This window comes from Paenibacillus sp. FSL R5-0701 (assembly GCF_037973995.1).
GTDB lineage: Bacteria > Bacillota > Bacilli > Paenibacillales > Paenibacillaceae > Paenibacillus.
Window position 1 is genome coordinate 6,668,249 of record NZ_CP150230.1, and the last position, 24,249, is coordinate 6,692,497.

Below are 24,249 nucleotides of genomic sequence, written 5' to 3' on the forward strand. Positions count from 1 at the left end.
ATCATTGGGCGGTATGTCTTCGAACGAATACCGAGAGCTGCATAACAAGATGCCTTAGCACTTCATCCCGGGCTAAGGCATCTCAATGAAGTCATTTTTTGTTTTTTTAACTGTCTACTTGACAGGGAGCAGTTCACTCTTTAACAAAGGGATTCTTTTTTCTGTTCCAGTGCCCGGAGTATGGCCAAGTGACTTCGGTCTCTGACCTGACAAATACGCCACTCCAGCGAACGCGAATGACCTCATATGGGGGTTCGTTTTATAGAACTGTTAACTGAAGGTTTTTGTCTGCTAAAATGCACCGCATTAGAAAATTCTCGTGCATTACGCGGTATTGTTTGAAATGGACGAGACCTACTTCCTGTACTCGCAAACGGGCAGACGGAACAATAACTGATCGCAAGCCGCGTAAGAGCGGCGGAAAAGCGAAGCACCGAGGTACAAGTAACGACTAAATCTGTGTGCTGGTCGCCCGAGTCAGAAGATGACCTTCTCAGGCGTTCTTGGACGTGGGCGCATTCGTACTACGAAACTGGATGAAGCAATTGGGTCTCACCTTTACGTATATGTATACGTACACGTTTACGTTTGTATTTTAATGGGCTCGGAGACTACCGTAAGAATCAACTATACTTAATTCTTACGGTAGTCGATAATTCTCGATCAATGAGGTTACCCAATTGAAAGTCCTAGGGCATTATTATCGTCTAAGGACTGTAAAATTTTTGAATAGTATCTATAGTTTCAGGGCATATTTTATGCGAGGTGTTTGAGATAAAGATGTTATTAATAGGTCTAATCACTCTTAGTATCATTGGTACGTTACAGACGAGGGATTATGAGATAAAAGCAAATTATAAGGTAGAGAATAACTGGATCAAGCTTCCTAAAAACGGATCATTGAACATCGAATTAACTACAAGTAAAGAAATAGAAAAGGTTTGTTTTTGGATATTGCCAATGGGCACTTCTACTTGGAAGTATAGAACCTTACTGAGTATGGATGATAATGGTACGGATGGATGGGAATTAGAATGGCCATTTTCAAAAAAATAATTTATGATCATATCGTAATTGAAATTTCAAATACAGCGGGCGAGACTGACTGGTTAATTTTAAATGTATCAAATCAATAAAAGCCTTTGAAAGCCATGTACCGTTACCTACAACACCATCAGAAGTCAGACCTTCTTTGGTTTGGAAAGATTTAACGGCTGATGTTGTTCCAGATCCAAAGTTGCGATCTACAGTACCCACTGTACTTTGATAACCGGAAGACCATAGTTTTATTGTAGGCCAACTCGAATGATTGACAGAAAGGCAGAAGCGCTTAATGCACTGACTAAAGAAAGCGACATAACTGCCAACGCACATTAATCGATTAATAAAATCCCCCATGTATGTTCTAAACTCAGATCTGTCAGATGAAGAAATCGTATTAATTCCAACTAAATGCTGATTTAGCAACAAGTCGGAGCCTTTTAATTCTACAGATATTATACTATCAATATTGATTTTAAACGGTTCCTTCTTTGATAAACCTATCTACATCTACTTAGCAAAATATTGATCTATAAGTTGTAATGTTCTTTCCTTAGTATCTCTTATCAAAACTTCTTGAATCGTCAAAACTCCATCCAAACCTTCTTCTTTCAATTCATTTTGGTGTGAATCACGAGTTTTTATCCATTCTCTCTCTTCCTTTTTTAAAGCCTTCTGTTTACTAGCAGGTAGTTTTTTCATTAACAGTTTATAAATTTTATTCAACTCTATATCCCATGCTTCATATGGTTTATAAAGATGATCAGCTTCAGGAGAGTCATACATATGCTCTTCTAGCTCTTGTATATATTGTAGTCCCTCCAAATAGTCTTCTTTTGTCTGTACTATCATTCCTTTGTTGTTAATGTAGACTTTTCTGTAACCTGTGTCATTTTGAATATTCAGCTCTGCTATTCCTTTAGAGAATCGAATTTCTGTTGTACCTTCAATTACAACACCTTCTATAGGTTTGATTACCATCTTTCCTTTTTCGTCAATAAATCCAACACCACTTTCAAAATTTACAGCTGCCAAACCTTCTTGAAAGAGCACTAATAATGCCCCTCCTGCATCATTGAATTGCGATTGAGGTCTAATCACCATGTTACCGTTCTTATCAATAAAACCCAATCCATTATCCGTAGTTACTGCTGCTTTCCCTTCAGAAAAGTCATGTATCCATTCATACTGAGGTTTAATTATCATCTTTCCTTCTCTATCAATAAATCCCCATTTGTAATTCTCACTACCATCATTCACCGCCACACCTAGCAGTCCTTCAGAAAAACGAAAACTTTTCTCAACAGCAGAAATGTATTTAGGCTCAACTACCCAGTATCCATCTTCATCTATGACACCTAGTTTATTATTATAACTAACTGCTGCTAAGCCCTCAAAAAAACCATAATCGAAATCATACTTAGCCTTAGTTGCTACTTTCGCACTTTCACCTGTCGCATCGACCTCCTCATTCGAAACGACAGTTTCTAGGTTTCTGTTGTAAGTATTTTTCTCAGTTATTTCAGTATCATTAATTGTCTCTGGTGATGATTCTATTGATACTGTTTTTGAGCTATCTATTGTTAAATTCTCTTGGTGACTGGATCCACAACCTGTCAATATCAGCCCCAATATTAACAGTGACGATGTTCCATGAAATAAAAGCTTTTTCATCTATATTTCCTACTTTCTTGATGCTAATATGTATTCTTGCAGACAAGCAATAATTGACGAATAATACATAGGTTCGTTGTATTATTTAAACAAGTTGAATAAATTGGATAACCCATGCCAGCTTGTAACAACTATCTGCCACAGTGCTGGGAAAAAGTTGAATATACTATGAATTGGATGAAAAAGAAGACCAAATATGCAGCCAATGAATAGCATAATAAATGCCAATCCCAACCCAACAACTGTATGTAGAATGTCCCAAATGACATAAGTCAGTACCACAAACTTCCCATGCAATTGGTCTAGCTTACTTCCACTCATAAATACGTCATCTAGAGTGAAGTCTAACTTTAAATTATGTACTAGTTTTGAAGGTGTATTAATCATATAAGAATAGTTATATAGAATATTGGTTGAGAAATCGAGCGTGGTCGGAACAAAATTACCCGATGCGTACTTCAGATGATAACGTAGATCGTTTTCTCCAAATGCTGTAGCTAAGGCTTTTTTTTCTATAGCTTCTGATTTTTTAAGCGACGGCTGTTTAGTTTCAATTAATGCAACAACGTTTGCGCCACTAGTACTTACATCACTTCCTGAGAGGCTTAATAATTTGTCTGAAGTGGTATTCAGACCATCGACTCCATACGATGCTAAAACAACTTTCATGTTGTATACATCTTTGTAATCACTGGCTACTGCTTGCCATCCGAATAAAACCACGATGGCAATAATCCAGAATCCCCAAAATGTTCTACTCAATGTTTCACTCATTACCTTAAAACCCCTCACCACATATGATCATATTGACTTACGTTAATATGTCAGCATTTAGTGTATATTTCTGTGGAATAAAAGTCCAGAATGTAATTTCCATATGTATACTGGAGCCAAGCTTAATACTTGAGTGTGCTCCTGTTCTTTCTCCGATTCTTTTAAAAAGGCACCTTTAACCCACTGGGGTTATCTTTGGATATCGTTTGAACCTTTCCTCTTTCTACCTCCATTACTAATCTAAATTTTGAGGTGTTATCAAAAGACGGATTGTCAAGCCAAGTGCGACAGTTCCTGTGTGAAAGATTCGTGAGCGGTCTTCCAGCCCAGACATTTTCGGGGGCGATGGTTGATTAAATGAAGCGAACGCTCCAATGTTGCATCTGAGATTTGCGCAAAGTCCGTGCCCTTGGGAAAGAACTCTCGAAGTAAGCCGTTCGCATTCTCATTCGAACCGCGTTGCCAGGAAGAGTAAGGGTCAGCAAAATAGATCTGTACGTCGTGTGTTTGTTCTAGGTTCGCGTAGCAGGCGAACTCCTTGCCACGGTCTGCCGTAGCGGTTCGAAAAGCCTCAGTAGGATACTGAGCAGCGACTACGCCAAAGGCGATCTCCATCGACAAAGCTGTCCGATTGGGCATTTGAATCGCGGTGTACAGACGTGTTTTCCGTTCAATGAAGGTTGCTACACACCCCTTGCTCTTTCCGCGTCCCGATACCACCGTGTCCAGTTCCCAATGCCCAAATCTTTCCCGGGAGAGAACGTCTTTCGGACGCTGGGAAATGGGTCTGCCTACAGCAAACTTCCCGCGTGTTTCCGCAGGTTTCTGACGTTTACCTTTGTGCCGGAGTACGTGTAAAGCACCTTTCGTTAGACGACCTGCATAGATCCAGCGGTAGATCGTTTTGAAACATATGGTGGGTTGATTTTCAGCTCTAAAGCGCTCCACGATCTGCTCAGGGGACCATGTGGCGTGCAACTTCTCTTCCAGCTCTTCAGCATGTTTTTTCGTCCATTTACCCTTGGATACGGAAGCTTTACGGCGCTGCACATAAGCTTGTTGTGAGCTTTCTGCCTGATAAGGCTGTAGTTGAACATTCCGGCTGATTTCCCGGTAAATGGTCGTATGATGCCGACCAAGTTCCTCGGCAATAGCTCTTGCACTTTTCCCTTGTTGATGTAGGATTTCTAGCTTGCTGCGTTCGATTATGCTAAGATGTGAATAACTCATGGACTGATTCTCCTTGTGTGAATGCTGGTGTGGTAACTTTCATTCTACACGAATCAGGCTATGAGCCATTTTTTATTTTCAATAGGTGTCGCACTTCATATTACAATCCGTCAAAAATAAAAGAGCGATCAGATAACTTTAATGCTTCAGGTAAGTTACCGATCGATCGGTCATATCGTCTTCGGATATCCTCTTCTGGAATATGATGGCCACCATTCTTTACTCGCATTTCTACTCGCTCGATGTGATACTCCACGTTTTTAAGACCTACGTAATATAGGTTTATTTCAAATCCTGTTTTTTTGGCTTGTTCCATTTGCCTTATTGCATTTTTACCGGCAAGCGTTGTTTCAATAGAAAAGCTCTTTCCGTTCTGAATACATTCACGGACGCGTTTGATAGCTTCTCTTCCTGCTGATGGAGAAACCGATTCTGGATGACGAGGATTGATAGTTTTTGCAATGGCATCCGGATCAATAACCTCTGCTCGGCAAGGTACTATTTATATTTCCCGGAATCCGATAGGTCATTTGAGTGATGCCGAATATCTGACATGCTATAATCTTGGTAGGAGTGACTCTGCAGAGCCGTTCAAACGCTCTACAGAGCGGCATGGGTTGGACAGGAAAAAGGTACCAAGTATACTTAAATGGCCTTTCAGATCGATTTATGCCTATCATAGAAGCCTATTGGCAGGGTGAATGTGATATTGGAAATAAGAAGCTTCCATATTACGGTGATGGGCTCATTTGCTTATCTACTAAGCACTACACTACATTAGACTGACAATGCTTCATTCAGCTCCCATGGAAGAACGTAATTTCTTCCATAATCTGCGGTGCTGCCTGTGGCATGTATTGGCTAATGGACGGGATAGCGTAACAAAAAGGTCATTGAATAAAAAAGGAGTAGCAATAAAGAAACAAACACAGGAAAGAGTAAGGAAGTATCTTTGGTGATTGGATGATCGTATGGATATACTTGCCTAGATATTTTATATTGAATATTATATGATACCTAAGATTATCATTAAAATTGGATATATATTCCTAGTTTAGAATGGAGAGCAACAAACATGAAGAACAGGTTTTTATTAGCACTTTGTTCACTACTTTTTGTTTCAGTAATTTCCTTTAATGGAACTACAGTTGATGCGGCTACGGCTAAGAAAAAGGTTTCAATTAAGTATGCAGGTGGAAACTATTATGGAGAAGTTAAAAATGGAAAACCTAATGGTAAAGGTACCATGCAATGGGGGGCCAATAAAACATATTCAGGTGATTGGGTTGATGGAAAAAGATCGGGATATGGTAAATTTGTGAATAAGACTGAATATGCCGATGATGGCTTTGTACCTCCACGTATAACTACCACAAAAACTATTTACAATGGACAATGGAAAAGTGATAAACAAAATGGAGAAGGTTATTTACTTGCCGGGGATGATGGTCCAGTTTCACAGTTTTTTAGTTCGGTTGAAAAGGGAACCTTTAAAAACAATGCTTTTATTAAAGGGTATACAAGAGAGGAACAGGGATTGTATTACCTAACTTATGGATACAAAGATAGTAATACGAAATTAGAAATTGATGTTGCTTCTGATTTTTTCGATAGAGATGCTTCATTTAGAGAAAATAAAACATTTAGAAAAACAACTTCCGGAATTGAAGGATATTCACAGGTTACCTACACAACTATTGATAAAAAGGGTAACAAAAACGGAATTTCGTATAACATTAATACAGAATTTACGGAGGTATATAATGCTGGCGTACCTCAGATACGTGAATTTGAGGTAATAAAGACGGTAAATGGGAAGATTAAAGATAAGTACTCTCCAGACGGTGAAATTGAGGTTTTAACAGCAAAATCCCAAATACTCAAGATTATAAGTTTACACGCTAGTGGGTTAGATAAAGTTGATGCTTTAGCTAAAGGATTCACGAGAGGATTCTAAAAGTAACCTTCAATAACGCTAGATTTTATATGTATACCGCATTATTTGATCTTATGCATGAACAAAAGTAAACATCTAAATAAAGTGAAAAAAGGATCGTAACTCAGAAAAAATCTTCCCTGAGGTACGATCCTTTTTGATTTATCTATTGATTCCCTAAGTATAAAAACGCGTCAGATCAACTCCACCATCGCCCCATAATCCACTCTATAAGTATGGGAGTATTATACGGCAATAAAGTAGTAGCGGCGAAGAAAACCGTTATGCTCTTATCAGAGGGTTTTGAGCTGAGCGGTGTATTACTTTAAAAAAGACTTTATACATACTCAACTTCCTACTAATAACACGAAAGACTTAGGGCTATGAGGAGTTCCCCTGGTCTTTCATGTTGTATTCTACTTAAAAAATTCGACTAATTTGTCTAGCAGTATACCTTCAATATACCCAGCAGGATCGGAAAATGATTCGAATAAATCAAGCCCTTCTTCCAAGATTTCGTCAGTAATCGGACTGTTTCCAATATCATACGACCTAGTTAACTTAATAGCATTGCCTTCATGTGGATTTAGCATGACCGAGCCGTCGCTTTCATTGCCAAACGTAGCGAAATACATGATCTGTTTTCCATCAACCAAAGAAATGTTTAGATTAGCGTCCCCAACTCCACTATTTTCAGTCACCGTAAATTCAAATTCTTTCTTATCAGCAGGGTACTGGCCGAATGCCGGTATATCTATTACACCTGTTCCATCGTCATTAAATCTCCAAATCATCACATCCCAACACCATTCCCCAAGAAATCTCCGCTTAAGTTCCGCCTGAGTTACCTGGTGTTGTCCAAGCAAGGATGCCAATTCTACTTCACCATCGGGGATAGTTGGTTTCGTTCTTACAAATACATTGCCAATACTCCATCCTTATCATGCCATCGCAACTGTTGTTCGTTATCTACAAAAGTATAACTCCTGTTACGCCAACTCTCTTTATCAAATTCAAGGTTGATTGTGTTGCCGTCAAGGCTCCACTTCAAATTATACGTCTCTTCACCTGTAGTTCCAGGAGCAATGTAGTCTATTTTTGAATCAAACCAGGCATAGTTTATTATGATCTCAGAACCAGTACCATCTGCGTTAAATATTAAACTTCCTATTGCTTCCATATTCACAAAAGAACCTTGATCAAACCATTCCCCAAACAACATTTCTTCCAATGAGCGCTGTTTTGCCGCAACTTGAGGTGGTAGTGTTGTTTCGACTGGTGTTGCATGTTCTGCCTTCATGGAGTCTAATTTAGACTGCAAGGCATCTACTTCCGCCTGTAGCCTTTTCATCAGCGTCTGTTTGTGAGATGGTATTTTCACTTGGCTGATCCTTACTATTTTTGTTGTTTCCACAAGACGTAAGCACTATAAGCAATAGTACAGATAGAAACAAAATGAATAAGATACGTGTCAGGCCAGCGGTAACCAGCCACCCTCTACCGATGTATCAAGTTTGACCGGTAGAGTTGGAATACCCCCGTCTCCCAGGGATCGAACGACCAGCCCGATTGCGCGGCTATTTGTAGTCAGGTGCACGCCGTGCCTAGGCTTTGACTGCCTGAGGTCAGGATACCGGAGATCGAGAAACGGGCTTTACAGCATGGGAGGGACATGGGTAAGAAGGCGGGGACGAGCTGTAAAAGCGCCGGAGATGTGGATACACAGCATCCTGCCCATCCTTGTTGGCGAATGATTTGAATGTAGCGGATAGTCAGAGAGAATCATCCGCCCTTTCCGGCCTGGGCCTTAGGGCCACTACATGGAGAGATGTTTACCGGCCAAGGTTTCGACTTTTCTACGCACTTTGCCCGAACCCTTTGGGCGGAATTTATCCCCTTGCCGGAGAGAGAGGCCCTTTGCGCCCACGCCCCTAAACCTGTATGAACGTAACTACATCCTTATAAATTTTTTAATTTTATTTTTTAGGCGTTTGGGCGGATGTGTATTGGTGTTCTTGTCCGCGAGGGGTTCAAGGGTGCCCAGGGGTCTTGGGCAGACGCGGGCATTGTGGGCAGTTGTTTAGGTTCGTACATGGCTTGTTTGGTGAGTTGCGTTTGGGCTTATTCCTGTGTATTCTGCTGTTGGTGTCTACATATTTATCGTTTAATGGTGCATAAATTTCAATTTGTTTTCTCGAGCTAAAGAGACCATGCAAATAAAAGAGGGCTTTGTAATTAACCTGTCAATATAAACATACACATAAATACTTGAAGCAATGTTAAGTATTTAGTAGTAGTTGTGCTGTTGGGCATAAGTTGTTTCTTTCATAACCATTCCTGTGTAGCGTTAAGAAGAAGTTTGAAGCTCTCACTAGAAGACTATGAATGCTAATGTTCGTCTTTTAAAGTAGTCTGGATTAACTGGGTCGTCTGTCTGATTTGAAAAATGCCCATCGCATTCGCATACGCATTAGTATTCAACAGCTATAGTGAATCGTCCAGCCACTGCTGCTAAGTTGATCGGCCCAGGCTCAGACTGCTGTGTAGTATCCTATCTTTGGCTCTACTCCTTCCAGCTACTGCTGGAGCTCAATCATGTAAACACAGAAAGACCCGTAGGGGACTTTTTGTCAATGTCCACCCTACGGGTCACAGTACAATCTAGTAGAGATGCCTTGCTTAGTTTATTCTAGTAAGCTTACTGGATAAGATCCATCCTATAGATGCACCGACAAAAGCGACAAGGGTACTTATAATAAACGATTGTATGATTGGAAATTGAAGGCTGACACGGGTGATTTCAAACGTTTCTGTATCCACAGATACTTTTATAATATAGGCCATTATAACCATAACAACGCCAAACGCTACCCCGTATGCAATCAGTTCCTTTAATGTCCTTCCACTACCTGCTCTTCTTAACTGTATCCCTGACCAAGCATGAAGAACTAAAGCTACAGTAACAAAGAGTAATATCCATGTGTAGTCGATATTATTCTTATCACCTATGATCCCTTGACCTCCAACCGAAACAGCACCAGATGGCGGAGAATAACCAAACAGACTCGTTGCCTTTATTCCGGTGAATAAGGAATAACTTAACTGACCATATTCCGTTGTGTCATATTCTTTGATTCCAAGGTTCCCATTAAGATTATTCAAGTTGGATAAATGCCATGAGTAACCACCAATTTGAGTTGCAATAACTATTTTAGTGAAACTAGACATGTTATTATCTTCAGCGAATTCTTTCTCCGAATACAGATATCCGCAAACAATAACGATGCAGATCATCATGCCAGAAATAGTTGTCATAAGTGCTCGTTTTATAGAGATTCCGTACTTTTGATTAGAGCCTGACCCTTTTAATGATCTAGGCAAACTTAACAAAGATCCTACGGAGATAAATATCAAGCTGATGATAAAACTATGTAGCAGCGCATTACCAAAGCTATAGGTTGTTTTTAATGAAATTGATCCCCAAACTCCAGATTCATCCATGGACAGACCTGAGAATAGAGAAATACATGCAAAACATATGGAATAGATGACCGCGATTGGGAAAGATGAAGTTATTCGTTCAATGGCAGATTTAGTCTGTGTTTTCCGACCTAACCAGTATCCAGTGATGAATAAGGTAATGATTGGAATAGCCGCTAGTAAAAGCAACCCACCACTAGTCTCTATATTCGCACCAAAGTAAGAAGTGTCTGCATCTAACTTTAAGCTGACCAAGTGGGAAAGCATCAGTACATCTGTCGTTGCAATAAGTTTAATCTTCTCCACTACACTGGTAGAAAAGTCAGCGAATTCGAATCTGGTCTCTGATGAAATTAAGTCCTTTATCTTATGGTTTAATCCAGCACTGATCGACCAAGATAGCAGAATAGAGACAAACAACGGAATCACCGAGTATATTGATGAAGTCCATATTGTACTTTTGCCTGTTGACTTCTGATTGGTATATAAAGCCGGTCTACTATCTTTTTTATAAGCAGATTCTACATTCGCTGAGCTCGGGTTTGGATTAGCTTTCTCAGTCACTTTATCCAATGATGCTCCGCAAGATATACAATAGATATTTTCCTTACTATTCTCACAACTACAATGACTGCAAAAAAGAATCGTTGCATCTTTCTTTAATTGAAATACTTCAGACAATGGTAATAGGGCACTTCCATCCATCTGACAATATAATGCACCGTCCACTGTTTTCGTGCCACAATGCTTGCAATACATCCTCTCACTTCCCCCTTCTTGATGGTTAGTTATTCATTCTCATGCCGCAGCAAGGGCAATGGTTCGCATGAAGGGGAGCAAGCTCACCACAACTCAGACACTCCGAATCGCCTTGTATCAGTAGATCTTGTTGAATTTCTACTTTTGACCCGCAGCTCCCACAGTATTTATCAATACCATCCGTCAAGTTACCGCAGTTTCCACAAGTCGTGCCTTGTGGTTTGGCGTTATTTAATTCCGAAAGTTGTCTTAGCGAATCATATATTTTTTGATCTAATTGAAGCACATCTTTGGTTAATTCGGTCATCTCTATATCGGAGATCTGACCGGTTCTTATCTTGTAATAAGCTAGCTGACCAAGATCTAGAAGAATTTTACCTTTTCTTTGATTAAATTCATTCGTATGCTTGTTCAGCTCACTTATTTCTTGAGCAGTCTGTAGTTTCTGCTTTCCCTGCTCAATACCTCCTTGAAGCTTGGATAGTCCTTCTCCAATGATATTTTGGAAATTACTAGACATAACTACCATCCTTTCGATAAATGTAGTGCTATAATTTAGTTTAAATCATTATTTTTGAAAGTAGTAAGCCTTTAATCCATTTTTTATACCGGCAACAATTTTGTCCTGATACTCTGAGCCACTAAGTAAAATGTCTTCTTCTTTATTAGTCATAAATCCCATTTCAATTAGAATTGAGGGCACCTTTAGCCAGTTGAATCCGGTTAAGTCTCCCCGAGCCTGAATACCACGCGACTTCGCACCGGTTTCACTTATGATCTTTTTGGCGACAACCTCTACTATATCTTTGCTTCTCTCTGCAATAGGCCCGGTGTGCTTATTTTCAATCGAAGGATAGAAGAAGGTCATTCCCTTCACTTGACTATTATCACTGCCATCCGCATGTAATCGAATCATCACATCTGCTTGTACGTCATTACATATCATGGCTCGCTCGCTGTTCGAAATATCGACATCGTTTGTTTGACGTACCATAATGATCGCAAAGTCTTCTGCAAGAGCAATTTCTAGTTTAGTTGCCACTTCCAAATTCAATTGATACTCCGGTTTCTTTGTTTGAACCCCTTGCGTTCCGCCTCTGACCTTTTCCTTCATTGTTTTACTACCAGGTGCAGTTGGTTCCATATCTAAATTTGCCTTTTCTTGATGACCCGCTTCGATACAAATTAAGGGCTTTTTAATCTTCTTTAATTCTTGTTGATCATCATCAGCTAATTCCTCATCGATTAACGGAATTGAATTAGTGGAGACAGCTTTATCTGTCCATTCAGGAGAGGCCGTTTCCTGTTCCATCATCACCTCTGGAGTGTCAGGATTTAAATCAACTGTTTTTTCATGATTTACGCTACATGCGGTTGTGAGCAAAAGAGAACATAACATAACACATCGTGCTACTTGTTTCATATCAACAATCACCTGAGAATCCTTCAATTTTGGTATGATTTAAGACCTTTTTTAATTCCTAGTCCAAGGATTTTGGCTGTACAACTTGGTTGTTCCATTTACATTTTTGCATGAGGACCCTGGATCAGATTCATTTTTATAGATTGAACATTCGCTTCTACCAAAAGCACTAACCTGCCATTTTCCAGAATACGGATCTTCTTTTACTGTGTACGTATTTAAGTCTGCTTCAAATACTTTTTCTTGATTTAGCTCTAAAGGAAATAATTTAAAGAACTCAATTTTGTAACTTCCGTCTGCTTGTTGCTCAATCGATTCGGTTCGATAATTTTCTAATGGATCAATGATCTTGGGACTTCCCTGGTTATATGAACTAACGTAATCTTTCTCAATTCGAATTTTCAGATTGTTATAGAAATCTGAATCTCTGTTCACATTATTGCTAACTAGACTGAAATCAAGATTATTTACCGCATTCGCGTAATTGACTTGGTATTCAAATAGTCCGTTCATGGCTTGAATAGCCGTGGTTTCAATTTTTCGGATGAATTCTAAAGTTGATGTTTGAGCAGTATAATCGGGTGATTCCATTTGAAGTGCAATAGGAAATTCTTCTCCTGGACTGACGTTCTGATCTGGGCGATAGGTTAACTTATATTGCTTCACATATTTTTGAAACACGTTCTCATATATATTTTGTAACTCTAACTGTAGATTTTCTTCTTCATGAATAGAAAAATAGCTTCCTCCTGTTTCCTCAGCAATCCATTGCAATTCTGTTGAAGTATCTCCGAAGCCAATCGTATAGATCGGTATTCCCAATTGTTTAGATAGTTCTATAACTGATTGTGAGGACGATCCATAGTCTGAATCTTGTGAGTCTATGCCATCCGTAAATGCGATAATGTATTTAGGTCCAACCTGCACATTGGTATCATATAAAGCTTTAGTTAAGGAATCATATAATGCAGTTCTTCCATTGTCAGACTCTAAGGTGCTTAAGTAAGATACGATCTGTTTTCGATTAGAGTTAAAGGCAATATCTGCAATCTCAGGAGCAAAGCTTGAAAAGGTTAACAATCCAAATGTCCCTTTGGCCTGATCTGGAACATTTTCTAGAAACTCAATCGCTGCATTTCGAACTAATTCCATTTTCGATCGATTCATAGAACCGTTTGGTGGATCCATCATACTACCACTTTTGTCCATTACAAGGTCGACACTTACGGTATCAATATTATTCACTTGAGAAACATAGCTAACGGGTAAGCCGTTAACTTTGAACATGTCTTGTATCAAACTTGGAGAATCTATTGGATTTGTAAATTCGGCATCAGCAAACAGTGAAAAATAAATGTCCACTTCTCCCTTTTCATAATTGGATGAATCCACTTGGTTGACTTGGATAAATGCAGGTTTTGATTCTACATTTGAGGAACCAACTACTGTATGTACCTCTTCAGCAGTTACCATGGTATTTTTGTTTGTTTCTGTGGTTGAGGCTTCATTAGAACCAATGGTTACCTGTATATTGAAGGGGGTTTTATCGGAGTTCCAATACCACAGTCCTATTACACCTACAATAAGTAAAACCGTTGCAATGGATAATAATAATCTGATGGATACATTGGGTCTCAATGTTTTCTTATCCGCAGTTTGGTTCGATTCAGATTGAGTATCTGGTATTTCAATTCCATTTTGCGGTTGAGGAACTTGTTCCTTATCCAATACAGGCTCGGATACGTTTTTCTTTTGTCCGCATTCACTACAAAACATGTTTTTCGGGTTTGATCTCTTCCCACATTTCGTACAATACATCTCTTTTCGGCACCTCTCTCATAGACTTAAAGTCCTAAATGTCCCGATAATCATACCATTAGCACTACCTAATTAGCTACCACAATTTAGGTAAAATATCCTGTTCATTCAGGACTTGTCGTCAAGGTAATTAGTAACATATCCTTAATTCAAATGTTATGAAACCTCCAAATTGTTTGAATTCTTGGATGGCTACCGTGTAGATGGACTTTATGAATATTATATTGAGCGGGTATCTAAATTTTAAAATCCTTATGTTCAAATTGATAAAACAATGAAAAATTTTCTTGCTCCTTGACCGTCTGACCGCCTACTTCGTGTCTGGGAGGTTGAGGGGCGAAGCCGGAGGCTCGGCTTGCCGGACACTTAGTAGGCTTTGCACGGGTTACCATGCGGAAGGCAAAAGGGAAAAAAATGCTTCCAATCTAAAAGAACCGGCGTATGCCGGTTCTCTCCTTCCTTGAATCAGCTCACGGATAGCACAATGATGAAGCGTAGCGAAATCATGGTGCCGCCTTTATGCATGGCTGCTTGATGGAAGCGCAGCAACGCGGATCGGACATGATGCCGCCATGCCTTTTCTGCTCTGCAGCAGAACGCCCTTGATCTTGGCTCCGTGCGGGGGTGTAAAGCGCGGGACAGGAACGTAGAACGCCTTAACCGGGACTTTCTACCCCGGTTTAGGTGTTCTCGTTATCGTGCCAAGTAACCCCCGCAGCGGTGCGTAGCGGCTATTAGGTGGCCGCTCTTGCCGCCTTAGAGCCGGGTAGCACAGCCCTAACGCCTTAATCTCTTGCCCTGATCCTCTTGATTGGTATAAACACCTCTGCTGAAGCACCTTCGATCCTCCTGCAGAAGCTGAGTCTTCCCGATCGGGTTGGATTCCTTTAGTCCAGGCTTGGTTTAAACCAAGTCCAGGAGCGCCCTTATCTTAGAAGTCATTTGTAATTGTAAATTCTCTGGATTCACGTAAGCGTCGATATAATTTTATCGAACGAAATCCAATCCCAATCATTTTCAAAATGAAATTTTATTTCCTTCCCAAACGTGTTAATTACAGAAATGATACCCGTCAACTCTTTAAATTGATAAGGGTCATACAAGGTCAAAGTCACTTTTTCATGCTTGTGATTACGCTCTTTTCGTTCGAATTATTATATCAAGTTGTTTTAATTCTTTAGATCAACAATTCTTGTTTTATTATTCCAAGAGACATCAAGACCATAAAAATTTGAAAATGCCCTAATAGGAACATAAGTAGTCCCATTAATTATTTCTGGTGCTACTGCTAAGGTAAGTATCCCAGAAGTAGTGCTATTAGTTTCAACCTTTTTAGAGCCTGTTTTAAGTATGAAATATAAATCTCCATATTCTACTCTTACTTTGTTTGTTGATTTAGTAAATTCAAGATCTGTATGCATGTTGCCATCGAGTTTTTTAGTTACGCTATCAAATATTGGACGAAGAGGAACTAACACAGTACCCTTTTTCATAATTGGAGGTTGAGAAAAAACAATAGCCTTTCCATAAATATTTACACGAATAGGTGATTCCACAGACTTACCAGTAACAACTTGCACTATCATTGCAACACTTTGGTTTACATTTTTCTCAGATCCTAAGTAATAATATCCAGTAGTGTCGAATCTATAGGTAAACTTCTCACTGGAATCCCCCTCCCCAGACCAAATACTAAGAGATTTACCAATCCCTGTGAACTTATAGCGATCTCCAAGAAAAGCTTCACTGTAATAAGCCACACCATTCTTCACAGCCTTGGGATTAAAATTTGACGAAATAACTTTTTGGAAAAAAATTTGAGCAGATCCTTGATTCCCACCCGATAAAGAAATAGTTGAACCTTTAGGAACCTTGTATAACGGAATATCATTAGACATAGTAGACTTAGAGGTAAGGTCACTAAAGGAGTAGGTAGCCCACCCGCCGTGTAGATCACCAGATGGAGATGCACCTACTGTAGCTGTTGTTGATAATAATAGAATAATTGCAAAAAATAAACTTAAATAACTTCGTTTTACTGACATAAAGATTCCCCCTGAAGTTTAAATTAAATAAATTACGTAGTACATAGAGCCAACTGTCAAACAACGAAGATCCCGTAAAGCTATACAGAGTAATCTATACCCAAGTTTCTATTCCTGCTTGACGACATTTCTATCGACATAAAATACACAAACTATTGGACAATCTCCTCCAAAATCATCTCCCTCATATAAAGCCTCTCAGGTAAAACAATCTTTTACTCACCCTAATATTTCTTTCTTAATATCTATCGGTAAATTAAGGGAAGTCTATTAACTAATGATTGGTTTTAAGGACATATGATCTCATACCTTCCTCAGCTACAAATTTAGGTTTGAAAGTGCCATCAGCATATCCTTTAAAATAACCTTTCGACACTGCAAATTGAATGGCATTGTTTGCCCAACGTGTCGATGATACATCTTTAAATGATGCCTTCTTTCTCTCATTTAAGAATACAAAAAGAAAGTGGAAGCGAATGAACGCTTCCACACTGATGTTACAAGGCAAACAGTTTTACTGTGTATTTAATCCCAAGGAAATAAATTTACTGTTGACAATCCAAGATAGATTTTCAAATGAGGATCTTACGTTGTTTAGCCATCTCAAATTGAAATGTTATTAAGGAAGATTTCTTTGCCTTCAGCCTGCATGCTGAATTGATTTAATTGTAAACCCTCGGAAATGCAGCTACTGTTTATATATCAAACCCATCTGGAGAGTTCAGATTATTAAACAGGTCGTGGTCCGGATTAGTTTGCATATAACCTCCTCCATCTTCTACGTGCAAATCAACTTGAGTGTCACCATCTCCGTCACGCCAGTACCCTTCGACAAAAGTACCATCTTCTCTGGTATAGGACTGAACGTAGTGTGGATGAACATAATGCTGTTCTGGATTAACTTGAATCTCATCTAAACTCATATCAACTGAAAAGAATTCATCAAACGGATTATGAGATGGTATGTTTTCTATACTTTCCGAATCAATGCCTAATGCTTCAAAAGGATCTGATTTATCTGGCTGTCTCAATTGGTTTTGGAACATTGTAGTTCACCTCGTTATGGAATATTTGAACAAGCTGTTGAGCACTATTTGTTGAATTCTGAATTTGTTCAACGATTATGTTCCGTTTAATAATGACAGATTCGTCAATAGGCAAATGTTTGTACGTATAGTATTGATTAATTTCATTAAACAAACCTTTGGCCACTTCTGGATTTTGAAGGGCAATGTTGTAAGTTCGCGCAAGACCTTCAAAACCTGATATCATATAACGATTAGTTTCGGAAACATAGAACGGAATTAGAGTTTGCATTAAGTGTTCAAATATATCAAGTGCTTTTGTCATATGAAATTCTATTCGATTTTGATCATGATTAGAGTCCATTTCAGTCTTCATTCTATTTTCCTTCTCAGAAAAATAAGTGTTTATACCCGTAAATGCACCTCCTAATAGGAAGGGAATCCCTATTCCGCCTGAAATCGCTATTGTTGCAATACTCGCGCCTAAGGTTACTATAGATTGGCCATATCCTCTTTTTGTACGGTTACTAAATACTGCCTCTATGCTTTGTTTGGGAACGAGTAGCGAGTATACCGGCGATAGTGCACTCTCAATTTCTGAGAGAGATTGCTTCACCTTAGCACTTATTCCCATAAAACCATACTGTATCTGACGGAAATGATCTTGATTCTGCTGCTGTTGAGCCTGTCCAAGAATCATACTGGACTTGTGCTCTAACATTGCAGGTAAGTATATTGAAACCTGGTCAAGTCGCCTTTTTTGATTTTGAATAGCATAATAGAGAAAATTCAATAGCTTGAGATTTGATTCATCTGGATCTTTGACCGAATCTTCTTTGATCTGTTGAATTCCTGCCTGTAAGGCATACAACTGTCCAAAAAGGTGGTACAGTGCAAAATCATTTACTTGTCTCGTCCAACTCAAGTACAACTGAGATGGAGGAGTATTCATAACTAGAGGAATTTTAGTATGATGATAAGTCAGATAAATCAAACTTGGTATCTCCTGAACAGGGAGGGAAAATGTACCTTTCTCCGAATTCGTCAACGTATGAATGTCTACTAAAGTCATTTGAGAATGATCGGTTATAGCTTCAGCGACAGAAATTTCTTTAATCTCCGTGTTTATATAGGTGAACATAATCTCATTATTGCTTTGTCTAAAAATAAGTTCCATTTCATTCTGTTCAAAATAAAAAGGCTGATTCTTCATATCGTATCCAATTTTGTGTCCATTAAGCTGGCCTACACGTTTTTCACCATATGTTGAAAGCCAGTGTTCGTTTTTCCAGTCTACCATTGCGATATCTGACCCTTGGAGTAAAAACATCATGTTGTCGCATTTAATAATTTCTGTTTGGCTCTCTTCTTCTGAAGCTGAGATTAAGCTCATAGCGTTCCAAAGCAAGAATTGTAGAGAGGTGTCGTTACCCAATAACATGCAAACTTTTTCTCCCTGATACTTTTCACTAGCATATGTGCCATATAAAAATCCTTTATCGTCATGTAAAGTATTATAATTACTTCCTCGGTATTGTTTTAGTAAAAGTATGGTATCTGCCTGGATAGCCTCAATAACATATAGTGTATTTTTTTTCAAGATGATCACTCGCTTGCTGTCCGACTGATAGTAACACTCATCAACCTTTGGATGAAATTCACCCAGAACCAACCAATTTTTCTCATCAATTATCGATATAATACCATCTAATCGTTGAACCAATGTTGCAATCAACTTTGCTGATTGTTCATCGGTATTGATTTTCTTTTTCAATGTGACAGGATATAACCCTTTATAGTACCCTACTAAATCGGTAATCTTAGGAGCTATACTATATAAACCTAATAGCGCATGGATCTTGTCCTTAGTGGGAAGAAACAAACGAATCAAGGAAACCTTTTTATGGTTTATATCAAAAATCCCTTTCAATTCAACTGAATATTCTCCAGCTTTCTCTATGTTAGATATCCGATGGAATGGAATGGTTATAATTGTTCCACCATATCCAAGGTTCTCCTTTAAATCTATTTGATTCGCTTTAATACCTAGGTTTATGTAGGATTTTCCTTTATTTTCATAGGAAACATACGCTGGAAGTTCACTTGAGGCGCCTTCAGGTAATTGAAAACAATCAAATGGTATCTGGTTCAAGCACGTTTCGAACTCGTCCACTGTAAAGGAAAACTCAAAGGAAAAAGGGTAAGCACTCGTACTAGTAACTTTAATAAGGTGATGGCTTAATGAAGTTACCTTGATCTTTCCTGGCATCGCGTATTGTTCAAGAATTGTCTCAGATCCAAATATCCCCCCAGAGTCATATACAATAATTCTCCCCTTATTTGTGATACACAAAATTTGGGTTCCTACAATGGAAGAACCATTGAAATTAAATCCACCAGACCGGGTATAAACCGCTTTCTCGCCAAACACGAACGTGCTCAATATTGAATATGGTGTTTCCATGACATCCCCACTTTCCAATTATAAACGTAGAGTTTGATTTCTTGCCTAATTTTCTAATGCTGCGGAAGATTTATGCTGGATGGACTTATGTACTAATAGTTCATTCACACATACTGATTGGTTCTTTTATTTGTTAGGATAAAGGTCGATTCAGTCGTGTTTTCGAAGATACAAAGTATTAAATTAATATGAACAGTTAGAAGAGTCGCAGCGACTGTCATCACATGTTTAGGCCATCATAAAATTGCATCCCGGAATTATGCATTTTTGGTGGATTTTAAGCATTTAAAAAGTGATTGCAATTCAATTGAAATCACTTTTTTAAATAATTTAGTTAACTTTTTGATTTCATATCTATATTAGAAACAAAACCTTTTGCAAAGGCGTCGTCACCCCTTCTTCGCTCCAGCGTCCAAGTACACTAGATGAAAAGCTTATGCCTTCCATGGATTCATTGAGGATACACGAGAGAGCAAGACAGCGAATGCTTCTTTAGTAACAGGTGCATTGGGTTTGGAATTCCGTCACATGGCCCTTTAAAATAAACTTTAGACACTGCAGATTGAACAGCATTATTTGCCCAGTGGGTCGATGATACATCTTTAAAGGCTGCATCTGCACTAGCGGTATGTATTCCTAAAGCTAAACACATTAACAAAAAGGCTATAATTATCTTGTTAATGGTTTCAAGAAATCTCCTTCTTCTATGTATCGGTATACACAGAGTAATTTTCAAGCCAAATAAAGCATAGAGCATTGCTAAGATCGACGATTTTTTCAAGCATACTTTTAAAGAGTATATAATTCTTATGATATTTTTGTTGGGTATATTATTGTTTGTGATTATGACGAAACATTAACTTCATTTGTAAATAATGTTATTTTTGTGTAATTTATCAGTTCATTTGCTCTGATATAATTTCTGCTAGGTAGTAGATGAAAGGGGAAAGTTTTGTTGGAAAAAGAGCTAGTATAGTGCTGTTGTTGAGTGTCATTTTGCTTTCAGGCTGTGGATCAGATAAGCCTGAAACGGTTACACAAGGTACGGGTGCGTCACCCAGTTAACAAGCAACAACAATGTCAGTACAAGATACAGATGAGAAATTGCTTGGGTCTTCCGAAGATGAAAAGGTGAAATTTTATTCGATGACCGATGGGATTCCACTAGATATTAACGGTAATGAAAAGGACTTTGCTTTGGATCTCCCTAGTGATACCGGAAATGACCCGCAGATATTCTATACTGATCTTACAGGTGACGGTAAAGAAGAAGCTGTAGTTATTATCCAAACTGGAAAAGGGACAGGTTTAGATAGTTTTGATATTCATGTCGTTAATGCCGAGGACTTATCCGAAATTAAAGTCCAAAAGTATGAGGATATTGTCAATGATCAGATTGAATCGCATGTTGCTAAAAAGATGATAGGACATTAGCAATTACAATGAATGTGCAAGGAAAAAAATCTAAATTTAATTATAGTACTGATCCATCGCCAGATTACAAGCAAGATGAGCTCGCCTTCGGTGATGTAGTGATTTATTCTTTGGAGAATCAAAAAATAAAATTGGGCCTTTCGGGATCTGTTGGCGAATCTCCGACATATGTTTGTGATTTCAATATCACATATAAATTCGATAGTTTAAGGAATGAATTGGTTGCTGATCAAATTAAAGTTAAACCTATTGGAAAATAGAAAATGGCTGACCAATTTTAAACTGTACCCTATGAAAAGGACATTTCTAAAAAAGACCTACATGGCTTGAAGAAGGTGATCTCTATATTCTACAGGGATCATCCTTTTTGAGTTCCACTGGTATCTGTAGTGATTATAGTAGGTCATGTATACTTTAATTTCTCGTTTAACCTCATCTAAGTCGTGGAAGTTCCTCAGCGAAACTTCTGGTCATAACTCTGTCAAGTAGACAGTACAAAAAAGACAAAATTTAAGCTGCGGTCGTTTCCCGGTGTTCTACCGGAGAACGGTCGTTTAGTTTTTTCTGAAATCGGTTTTGGTTGTAAAACAATATGTATTCGCTCACTTGTTGTTCAACCTCTGCTTTATTTGCCGCTTTATTCAAGTATATTTTCTCCGTCTTTAAGCGAGAGAAAAAGACTCGATACAGGCATTGTCTAGGCAATTTCCACGCCTAGAGTAACTGCCTAGCATGCCGAGCTGTTTCAGTTTACGGTTAAAAGGCTTCGAGGTATATTGAAATCCTTGATCCGAGTGCAGGATTACGCCACTCAGATCCGCGTGCTGACGGAGTCTATCCAGCGTTTCATGAACCAAAGCCAGTCATTTCGTACAGATAGATGCCAAGCTACGATCTCATTATTGTATAAATCCTGAATGACAAACAGGTACACAAAGTGTTCTCCAGCACGAATATAGGTGATGTCTGTGACCAGTTTAGTACATGGCGTATCCGTCTGGAACTGGCGCTGAAGTCGATTCGGATTCACCACAGAAGCTTGTTTTCCAAAGAATCGACGCTTCTTTCGAATGACAGAAGAGATTCCTACTTGTTTCATTAATCGATATACCTTTTTGTGGTTGACTCTAAGGCCTTCTTTTCGTAATGCTACCGTCATTCGAAGATAACCATAATAGGGATGTGCGCGATGGATCGCAAGCATATGCGACTCCAATTCATGTTGTTTGTGTCTACGTTCTTTTGCCGCTGGTATGCTTTTTCTCCACTTGTAATAGCCCGAGCGAGACACCGCAGCTAACTTTAAGAGCCAAGAAAGGCCGTGGCGTACTCGTAAATCCTCTATGATCTGAAATCGAGCAGCTTTACTCGTCACTCCTTGTGTAGATTTGGATACTGCTTTTTTAAGTATTCAATCTCCGCCCGCAAGTATGACACTCTTCTTCGGTACTGGAAAACTTTGTCCTAAGGCGTCCCCGTTTGGATGTAACAGGTTTAAACTCATTCCCTGTTTCGTTTTTGCTGCCCATACTTGTACCTGAGATTTATTTTGAATGCCCAAACATTTCGCGACTTCACGTATACTCATGTGTTCCCCGTTGACCAGCCGGGCCGCCTCCAATTTCAATTCTAAGGAGTACCGCCGGAAAGTTTGTCCTTTTTTAGCCATGAAAAAATCCCCTTCGTTTGACAAGATTAAGTCCATCTTAACAGATGTCTTTTTTCTCTTGTCTACTAAAAGGGGATAATACCATACGTTTGACTTTCTTCTGAATATCCCGGTGAGTAATTTCTCTCGCAACAACATTCTAACCGAGGGTATTCCGCATGGCTCCCTTCATTTTCTGGAAACTCTTTTTACACAATTATATGGACACAACTATTGATATATAGTATAAATTTCGAATGGTTAATAAGAGAATTAAACATCAATAGTTAACGATTTACTTAAGGAACCGTAGTATCTCAACGGATAAAAGTAACGGACAGCTGAAATAAACGTGCTGTCCGTTACTTGAGTACATCTCACTACGCTAATCCAGTTGGGTTCTTATCTCAAATTGATGAATGTTAGGCTGATCTGCGGATCATTCCCTGATTCAGGCGTATTTATATTACCTTCAACCTTTTAATGAGAGAGATGTTTTGAAGGCTGAAGCTGTACAGGCAGACCGGAATCTGCTGATGCCAGCGCCGCCGTCGTAATCTCCTGTGTACGGCAGGCATCCGCATAATCGGACAGAATTCGTGAACGGTCTCCCGTACGCAGGGCGTGAATGAACGCTTCATTCTCACGCTCGTATGGGTTATGTCCTGCCGGAATCTCCAGACCTGCCATCGCATGTTTTGCCGCACTTGGCAGAAGCAAACGTTCCGGCGTCCAATCCCACACACCTGCATCCGTGTAGAACTGGAGCCCAGCACCGCCCTCTCCATCTGGCAACAGACATGTATTGGCGATACTTGCAATTGCTCCACTTTCCAGCTTGAGCGTCACATTTGCCACATCGGCAACGGTGACATGCTCATGCTTCTCATGCATGCTTCGCTGAGCTGCTACAGCATATACCTCCGTAACTTCTCCTGCACAATACCGAAGCAAATCTACAATATGTGTAGTCTGCTCTACGAATTGTCCTCCTGAACCTTCCTGACGCCGCCACCAGGAAACTCCGGGCATTCCGCCCATCCAGCGGCCAAGTGCCATGCCAACCGTCTGTTCTTTCATCGCTTGCTGCAGGACCTGCGCAGCCTCCTGATAACGGAAATGGTAACCTACAGAGGTTAACAAACCGCTCTTCTGTACCTGATCCAATACCTGACGCGGAACATCCATTCCAGTGCTCAAAGGTTTCTCCACCAGGAATGGAATACCGCGGCGGATTAATTCGGACTCAATCAATCCGTGAGACATCGGAGGCACACAGATATACACCGCATCCAGCTTCTCACCATCCAGCATATGTTCAAGTTCCCCGTAACCAACAGCATCATATACGGAGGCCATAGCCTCTGCCTTTTCGAGCGATGTTCCACAGACACTCGCAACACGAACACCTTCCATCCGTGCGAGAATATCCGCGTGTACCTTACTGAACCAGCCTGTTCCAATGATTCCGATCTGTAATGTCATGGATGTAATCCCC

Annotated in this window: 21 protein-coding genes and 3 pseudogenes; 5 read left to right on the forward strand and 19 right to left on the reverse strand. The window is 39.4% G+C overall.

The window, feature by feature from the left end; translation table 11 throughout:
• Window positions 1-252: 252 nt before the first annotated feature.
• Together MKZ13_RS29275 and MKZ13_RS29280 are read left to right on the forward strand one after the other, a co-directional pair.
• A pseudogene (locus MKZ13_RS29275) lies at window positions 253-559 on the forward strand (IS1595 family transposase); the annotation flags it as partial.
• Window positions 560-780: 221 nt separating this feature from the next.
• Entirely contained in the window at window positions 781-1,056 is a 276-nt protein-coding gene (locus tag MKZ13_RS29280; protein WP_339180293.1) for a hypothetical protein, read from the forward strand.
• Here the strand turns inward: MKZ13_RS29280 and MKZ13_RS29285 are convergent.
• The 5 genes from MKZ13_RS29285 to MKZ13_RS29305 form a co-directional block, all read right to left on the reverse strand.
• Window positions 1,045-1,398, reverse strand: a complete 354-nt coding sequence (locus tag MKZ13_RS29285; protein ID WP_339185469.1) for a peptidoglycan-binding domain-containing protein — start codon at window positions 1,396-1,398, stop codon at window positions 1,045-1,047. The genes MKZ13_RS29280 and MKZ13_RS29285 overlap by 12 nt on opposite strands.
• 153 nt (window positions 1,399-1,551) lie before the next feature.
• A complete protein-coding gene (locus MKZ13_RS29290) occupies window positions 1,552-2,715 on the reverse strand; it encodes a WG repeat-containing protein (RefSeq protein ID WP_339180296.1) in 1,164 nt (387 codons plus the stop codon).
• Between the two features lie 81 nt (window positions 2,716-2,796).
• Window positions 2,797-3,489, reverse strand: coding sequence for a hypothetical protein (locus tag MKZ13_RS29295; protein ID WP_339180298.1), 693 nt, complete (start codon window positions 3,487-3,489; stop codon window positions 2,797-2,799).
• A 273-nt stretch (window positions 3,490-3,762) separates the two neighbouring features.
• Window positions 3,763-4,719, reverse strand: coding sequence for an IS30 family transposase (locus MKZ13_RS29300; protein WP_339180301.1), 957 nt, complete (start codon window positions 4,717-4,719; stop codon window positions 3,763-3,765).
• A gap of 100 nt (window positions 4,720-4,819) precedes the next feature.
• A complete protein-coding gene (locus MKZ13_RS29305; RefSeq protein ID WP_339185470.1) occupies window positions 4,820-5,221 on the reverse strand; it encodes a zeta toxin family protein in 402 nt (133 codons plus the stop codon).
• 573 nt (window positions 5,222-5,794) lie between these two features.
• On the opposite strand from MKZ13_RS29305, the gene MKZ13_RS29310 reads away from it, so the two are divergent.
• Window positions 5,795-6,676, forward strand: a complete 882-nt coding sequence (locus MKZ13_RS29310; protein ID WP_339180303.1) for a hypothetical protein — start codon at window positions 5,795-5,797, stop codon at window positions 6,674-6,676.
• Between the two features lie 395 nt (window positions 6,677-7,071).
• Here MKZ13_RS29310 and MKZ13_RS29315 read toward each other — a convergent pair whose 3' ends face one another.
• The 10 genes from MKZ13_RS29315 to MKZ13_RS29360 all read right to left on the reverse strand — a co-directional run bounded on the left by MKZ13_RS29315 (window position 7,072) and on the right by MKZ13_RS29360 (window position 19,669).
• Entirely contained in the window at window positions 7,072-7,530 is a 459-nt protein-coding gene (locus MKZ13_RS29315) for a hypothetical protein (protein WP_339180306.1), read from the reverse strand.
• A gap of 35 nt (window positions 7,531-7,565) precedes the next feature.
• Window positions 7,566-7,955 (reverse strand): hypothetical protein, encoded by a 390-nt coding sequence (locus tag MKZ13_RS29320; protein WP_339180309.1) that lies wholly within the window; start codon window positions 7,953-7,955, stop codon window positions 7,566-7,568.
• A 1,379-nt stretch (window positions 7,956-9,334) separates the two neighbouring features.
• Window positions 9,335-10,816: a zinc ribbon domain-containing protein gene (locus MKZ13_RS29325; RefSeq protein WP_339180311.1), complete on the reverse strand. Its 1,482-nt coding sequence runs from the start codon at window positions 10,814-10,816 to the stop codon at window positions 9,335-9,337.
• Window positions 10,817-10,919: 103 nt separating this feature from the next.
• Window positions 10,920-11,414 (reverse strand): zinc ribbon domain-containing protein, encoded by a 495-nt coding sequence (locus MKZ13_RS29330; RefSeq protein WP_339180313.1) that lies wholly within the window; start codon window positions 11,412-11,414, stop codon window positions 10,920-10,922.
• 48 nt (window positions 11,415-11,462) lie between these two features.
• Window positions 11,463-12,317: an N-acetylmuramoyl-L-alanine amidase gene (locus MKZ13_RS29335; protein ID WP_339180316.1), complete on the reverse strand. Its 855-nt coding sequence runs from the start codon at window positions 12,315-12,317 to the stop codon at window positions 11,463-11,465.
• A gap of 51 nt (window positions 12,318-12,368) precedes the next feature.
• The gene (locus MKZ13_RS29340) at window positions 12,369-14,045 is read right to left on the reverse strand and encodes a vWA domain-containing protein (RefSeq protein ID WP_339180318.1); all 1,677 of its coding nucleotides are present in this window, start codon (window positions 14,043-14,045) and stop codon (window positions 12,369-12,371) included.
• Window positions 14,046-15,304: 1,259 nt separating this feature from the next.
• Entirely contained in the window at window positions 15,305-16,180 is an 876-nt protein-coding gene (locus MKZ13_RS29345; RefSeq protein WP_339180320.1) for a copper amine oxidase N-terminal domain-containing protein, read from the reverse strand.
• Between the two features lie 274 nt (window positions 16,181-16,454).
• Window positions 16,455-16,670, reverse strand: a complete 216-nt coding sequence (locus MKZ13_RS29350; protein ID WP_339180324.1) for an S-layer homology domain-containing protein — start codon at window positions 16,668-16,670, stop codon at window positions 16,455-16,457.
• Between the two features lie 205 nt (window positions 16,671-16,875).
• Window positions 16,876-17,226: a hypothetical protein gene (locus MKZ13_RS29355; RefSeq protein WP_339180327.1), complete on the reverse strand. Its 351-nt coding sequence runs from the start codon at window positions 17,224-17,226 to the stop codon at window positions 16,876-16,878.
• The gene (locus tag MKZ13_RS29360; protein ID WP_339180329.1) at window positions 17,195-19,669 is read right to left on the reverse strand and encodes a hypothetical protein; all 2,475 of its coding nucleotides are present in this window, start codon (window positions 19,667-19,669) and stop codon (window positions 17,195-17,197) included. Before MKZ13_RS29360 ends, MKZ13_RS29355 begins: the two co-directional genes overlap by 32 nt.
• 1,077 nt (window positions 19,670-20,746) lie before the next feature.
• Between MKZ13_RS29360 and MKZ13_RS29365 the strand changes: the two genes are divergently transcribed.
• Window positions 20,747-21,103 (forward strand): hypothetical protein, encoded by a 357-nt coding sequence (locus MKZ13_RS29365; protein WP_339180332.1) that lies wholly within the window; start codon window positions 20,747-20,749, stop codon window positions 21,101-21,103.
• 8 nt (window positions 21,104-21,111) lie between these two features.
• Complete coding sequence (locus MKZ13_RS29370; RefSeq protein ID WP_339180334.1) at window positions 21,112-21,363, forward strand: hypothetical protein; 252 nt, start codon at window positions 21,112-21,114, stop codon at window positions 21,361-21,363.
• 57 nt (window positions 21,364-21,420) lie between these two features.
• On the opposite strand, the pseudogene MKZ13_RS29375 reads toward MKZ13_RS29370, so the two are convergent.
• The 4 genes and pseudogenes from MKZ13_RS29375 to MKZ13_RS29390 all read right to left on the reverse strand — a co-directional run.
• Window positions 21,421-21,543 (reverse strand): annotated as a pseudogene (locus tag MKZ13_RS29375) (IS3 family transposase); the annotation flags it as partial.
• Between the two features lie 70 nt (window positions 21,544-21,613).
• Window positions 21,614-21,748, reverse strand: coding sequence for an IS3 family transposase (locus MKZ13_RS29380; protein WP_339180337.1), 135 nt, complete (start codon window positions 21,746-21,748; stop codon window positions 21,614-21,616).
• Window positions 21,749-21,765: 17 nt separating this feature from the next.
• A pseudogene (locus MKZ13_RS29385) lies at window positions 21,766-22,772 on the reverse strand (IS3 family transposase).
• 459 nt (window positions 22,773-23,231) lie between these two features.
• Window positions 23,232-24,236, reverse strand: a complete 1,005-nt coding sequence (locus MKZ13_RS29390) for a Gfo/Idh/MocA family oxidoreductase (protein ID WP_221819730.1) — start codon at window positions 24,234-24,236, stop codon at window positions 23,232-23,234.
• Window positions 24,237-24,249: the final 13 nt, after the last annotated feature.

What these genes read in the sequence shown, in the direction of transcription:
- MKZ13_RS29280 (WP_339180293.1), top strand. Translation starts at nt 781, where the DNA reads ATGTTATTAATAGGTCTAATCACTCTTAGTATCATTGGTACGTTACAG.
- MKZ13_RS29285 (WP_339185469.1), bottom strand. Translation starts at nt 1,398, where the DNA reads ATGGGGGATTTTATTAATCGATTAATGTGCGTTGGCAGTTATGTCGCT.
- MKZ13_RS29290 (WP_339180296.1), bottom strand. Translation starts at nt 2,715, where the DNA reads ATGAAAAAGCTTTTATTTCATGGAACATCGTCACTGTTAATATTGGGG.
- MKZ13_RS29295 (WP_339180298.1), bottom strand. Translation starts at nt 3,489, where the DNA reads ATGAGTGAAACATTGAGTAGAACATTTTGGGGATTCTGGATTATTGCC.
- MKZ13_RS29300 (WP_339180301.1), bottom strand. Translation starts at nt 4,719, where the DNA reads ATGAGTTATTCACATCTTAGCATAATCGAACGCAGCAAGCTAGAAATC.
- MKZ13_RS29310 (WP_339180303.1), top strand. Translation starts at nt 5,795, where the DNA reads ATGAAGAACAGGTTTTTATTAGCACTTTGTTCACTACTTTTTGTTTCA.
- MKZ13_RS29320 (WP_339180309.1), bottom strand. Translation starts at nt 7,955, where the DNA reads ATGAAGGCAGAACATGCAACACCAGTCGAAACAACACTACCACCTCAA.
- MKZ13_RS29330 (WP_339180313.1), bottom strand. Translation starts at nt 11,414, where the DNA reads ATGTCTAGTAATTTCCAAAATATCATTGGAGAAGGACTATCCAAGCTT.
- MKZ13_RS29335 (WP_339180316.1), bottom strand. Translation starts at nt 12,317, where the DNA reads ATGAAACAAGTAGCACGATGTGTTATGTTATGTTCTCTTTTGCTCACA.
- MKZ13_RS29345 (WP_339180320.1), bottom strand. Translation starts at nt 16,180, where the DNA reads ATGTCAGTAAAACGAAGTTATTTAAGTTTATTTTTTGCAATTATTCTA.
- MKZ13_RS29355 (WP_339180327.1), bottom strand. Translation starts at nt 17,226, where the DNA reads ATGTTCCAAAACCAATTGAGACAGCCAGATAAATCAGATCCTTTTGAA.
- MKZ13_RS29360 (WP_339180329.1), bottom strand. Translation starts at nt 19,669, where the DNA reads ATGGAAACACCATATTCAATATTGAGCACGTTCGTGTTTGGCGAGAAA.
- MKZ13_RS29365 (WP_339180332.1), top strand. Translation starts at nt 20,747, where the DNA reads ATGTCAGTACAAGATACAGATGAGAAATTGCTTGGGTCTTCCGAAGAT.
- MKZ13_RS29370 (WP_339180334.1), top strand. Translation starts at nt 21,112, where the DNA reads ATGAATGTGCAAGGAAAAAAATCTAAATTTAATTATAGTACTGATCCA.
- MKZ13_RS29390 (WP_221819730.1), bottom strand. Translation starts at nt 24,236, where the DNA reads ATGACATTACAGATCGGAATCATTGGAACAGGCTGGTTCAGTAAGGTA.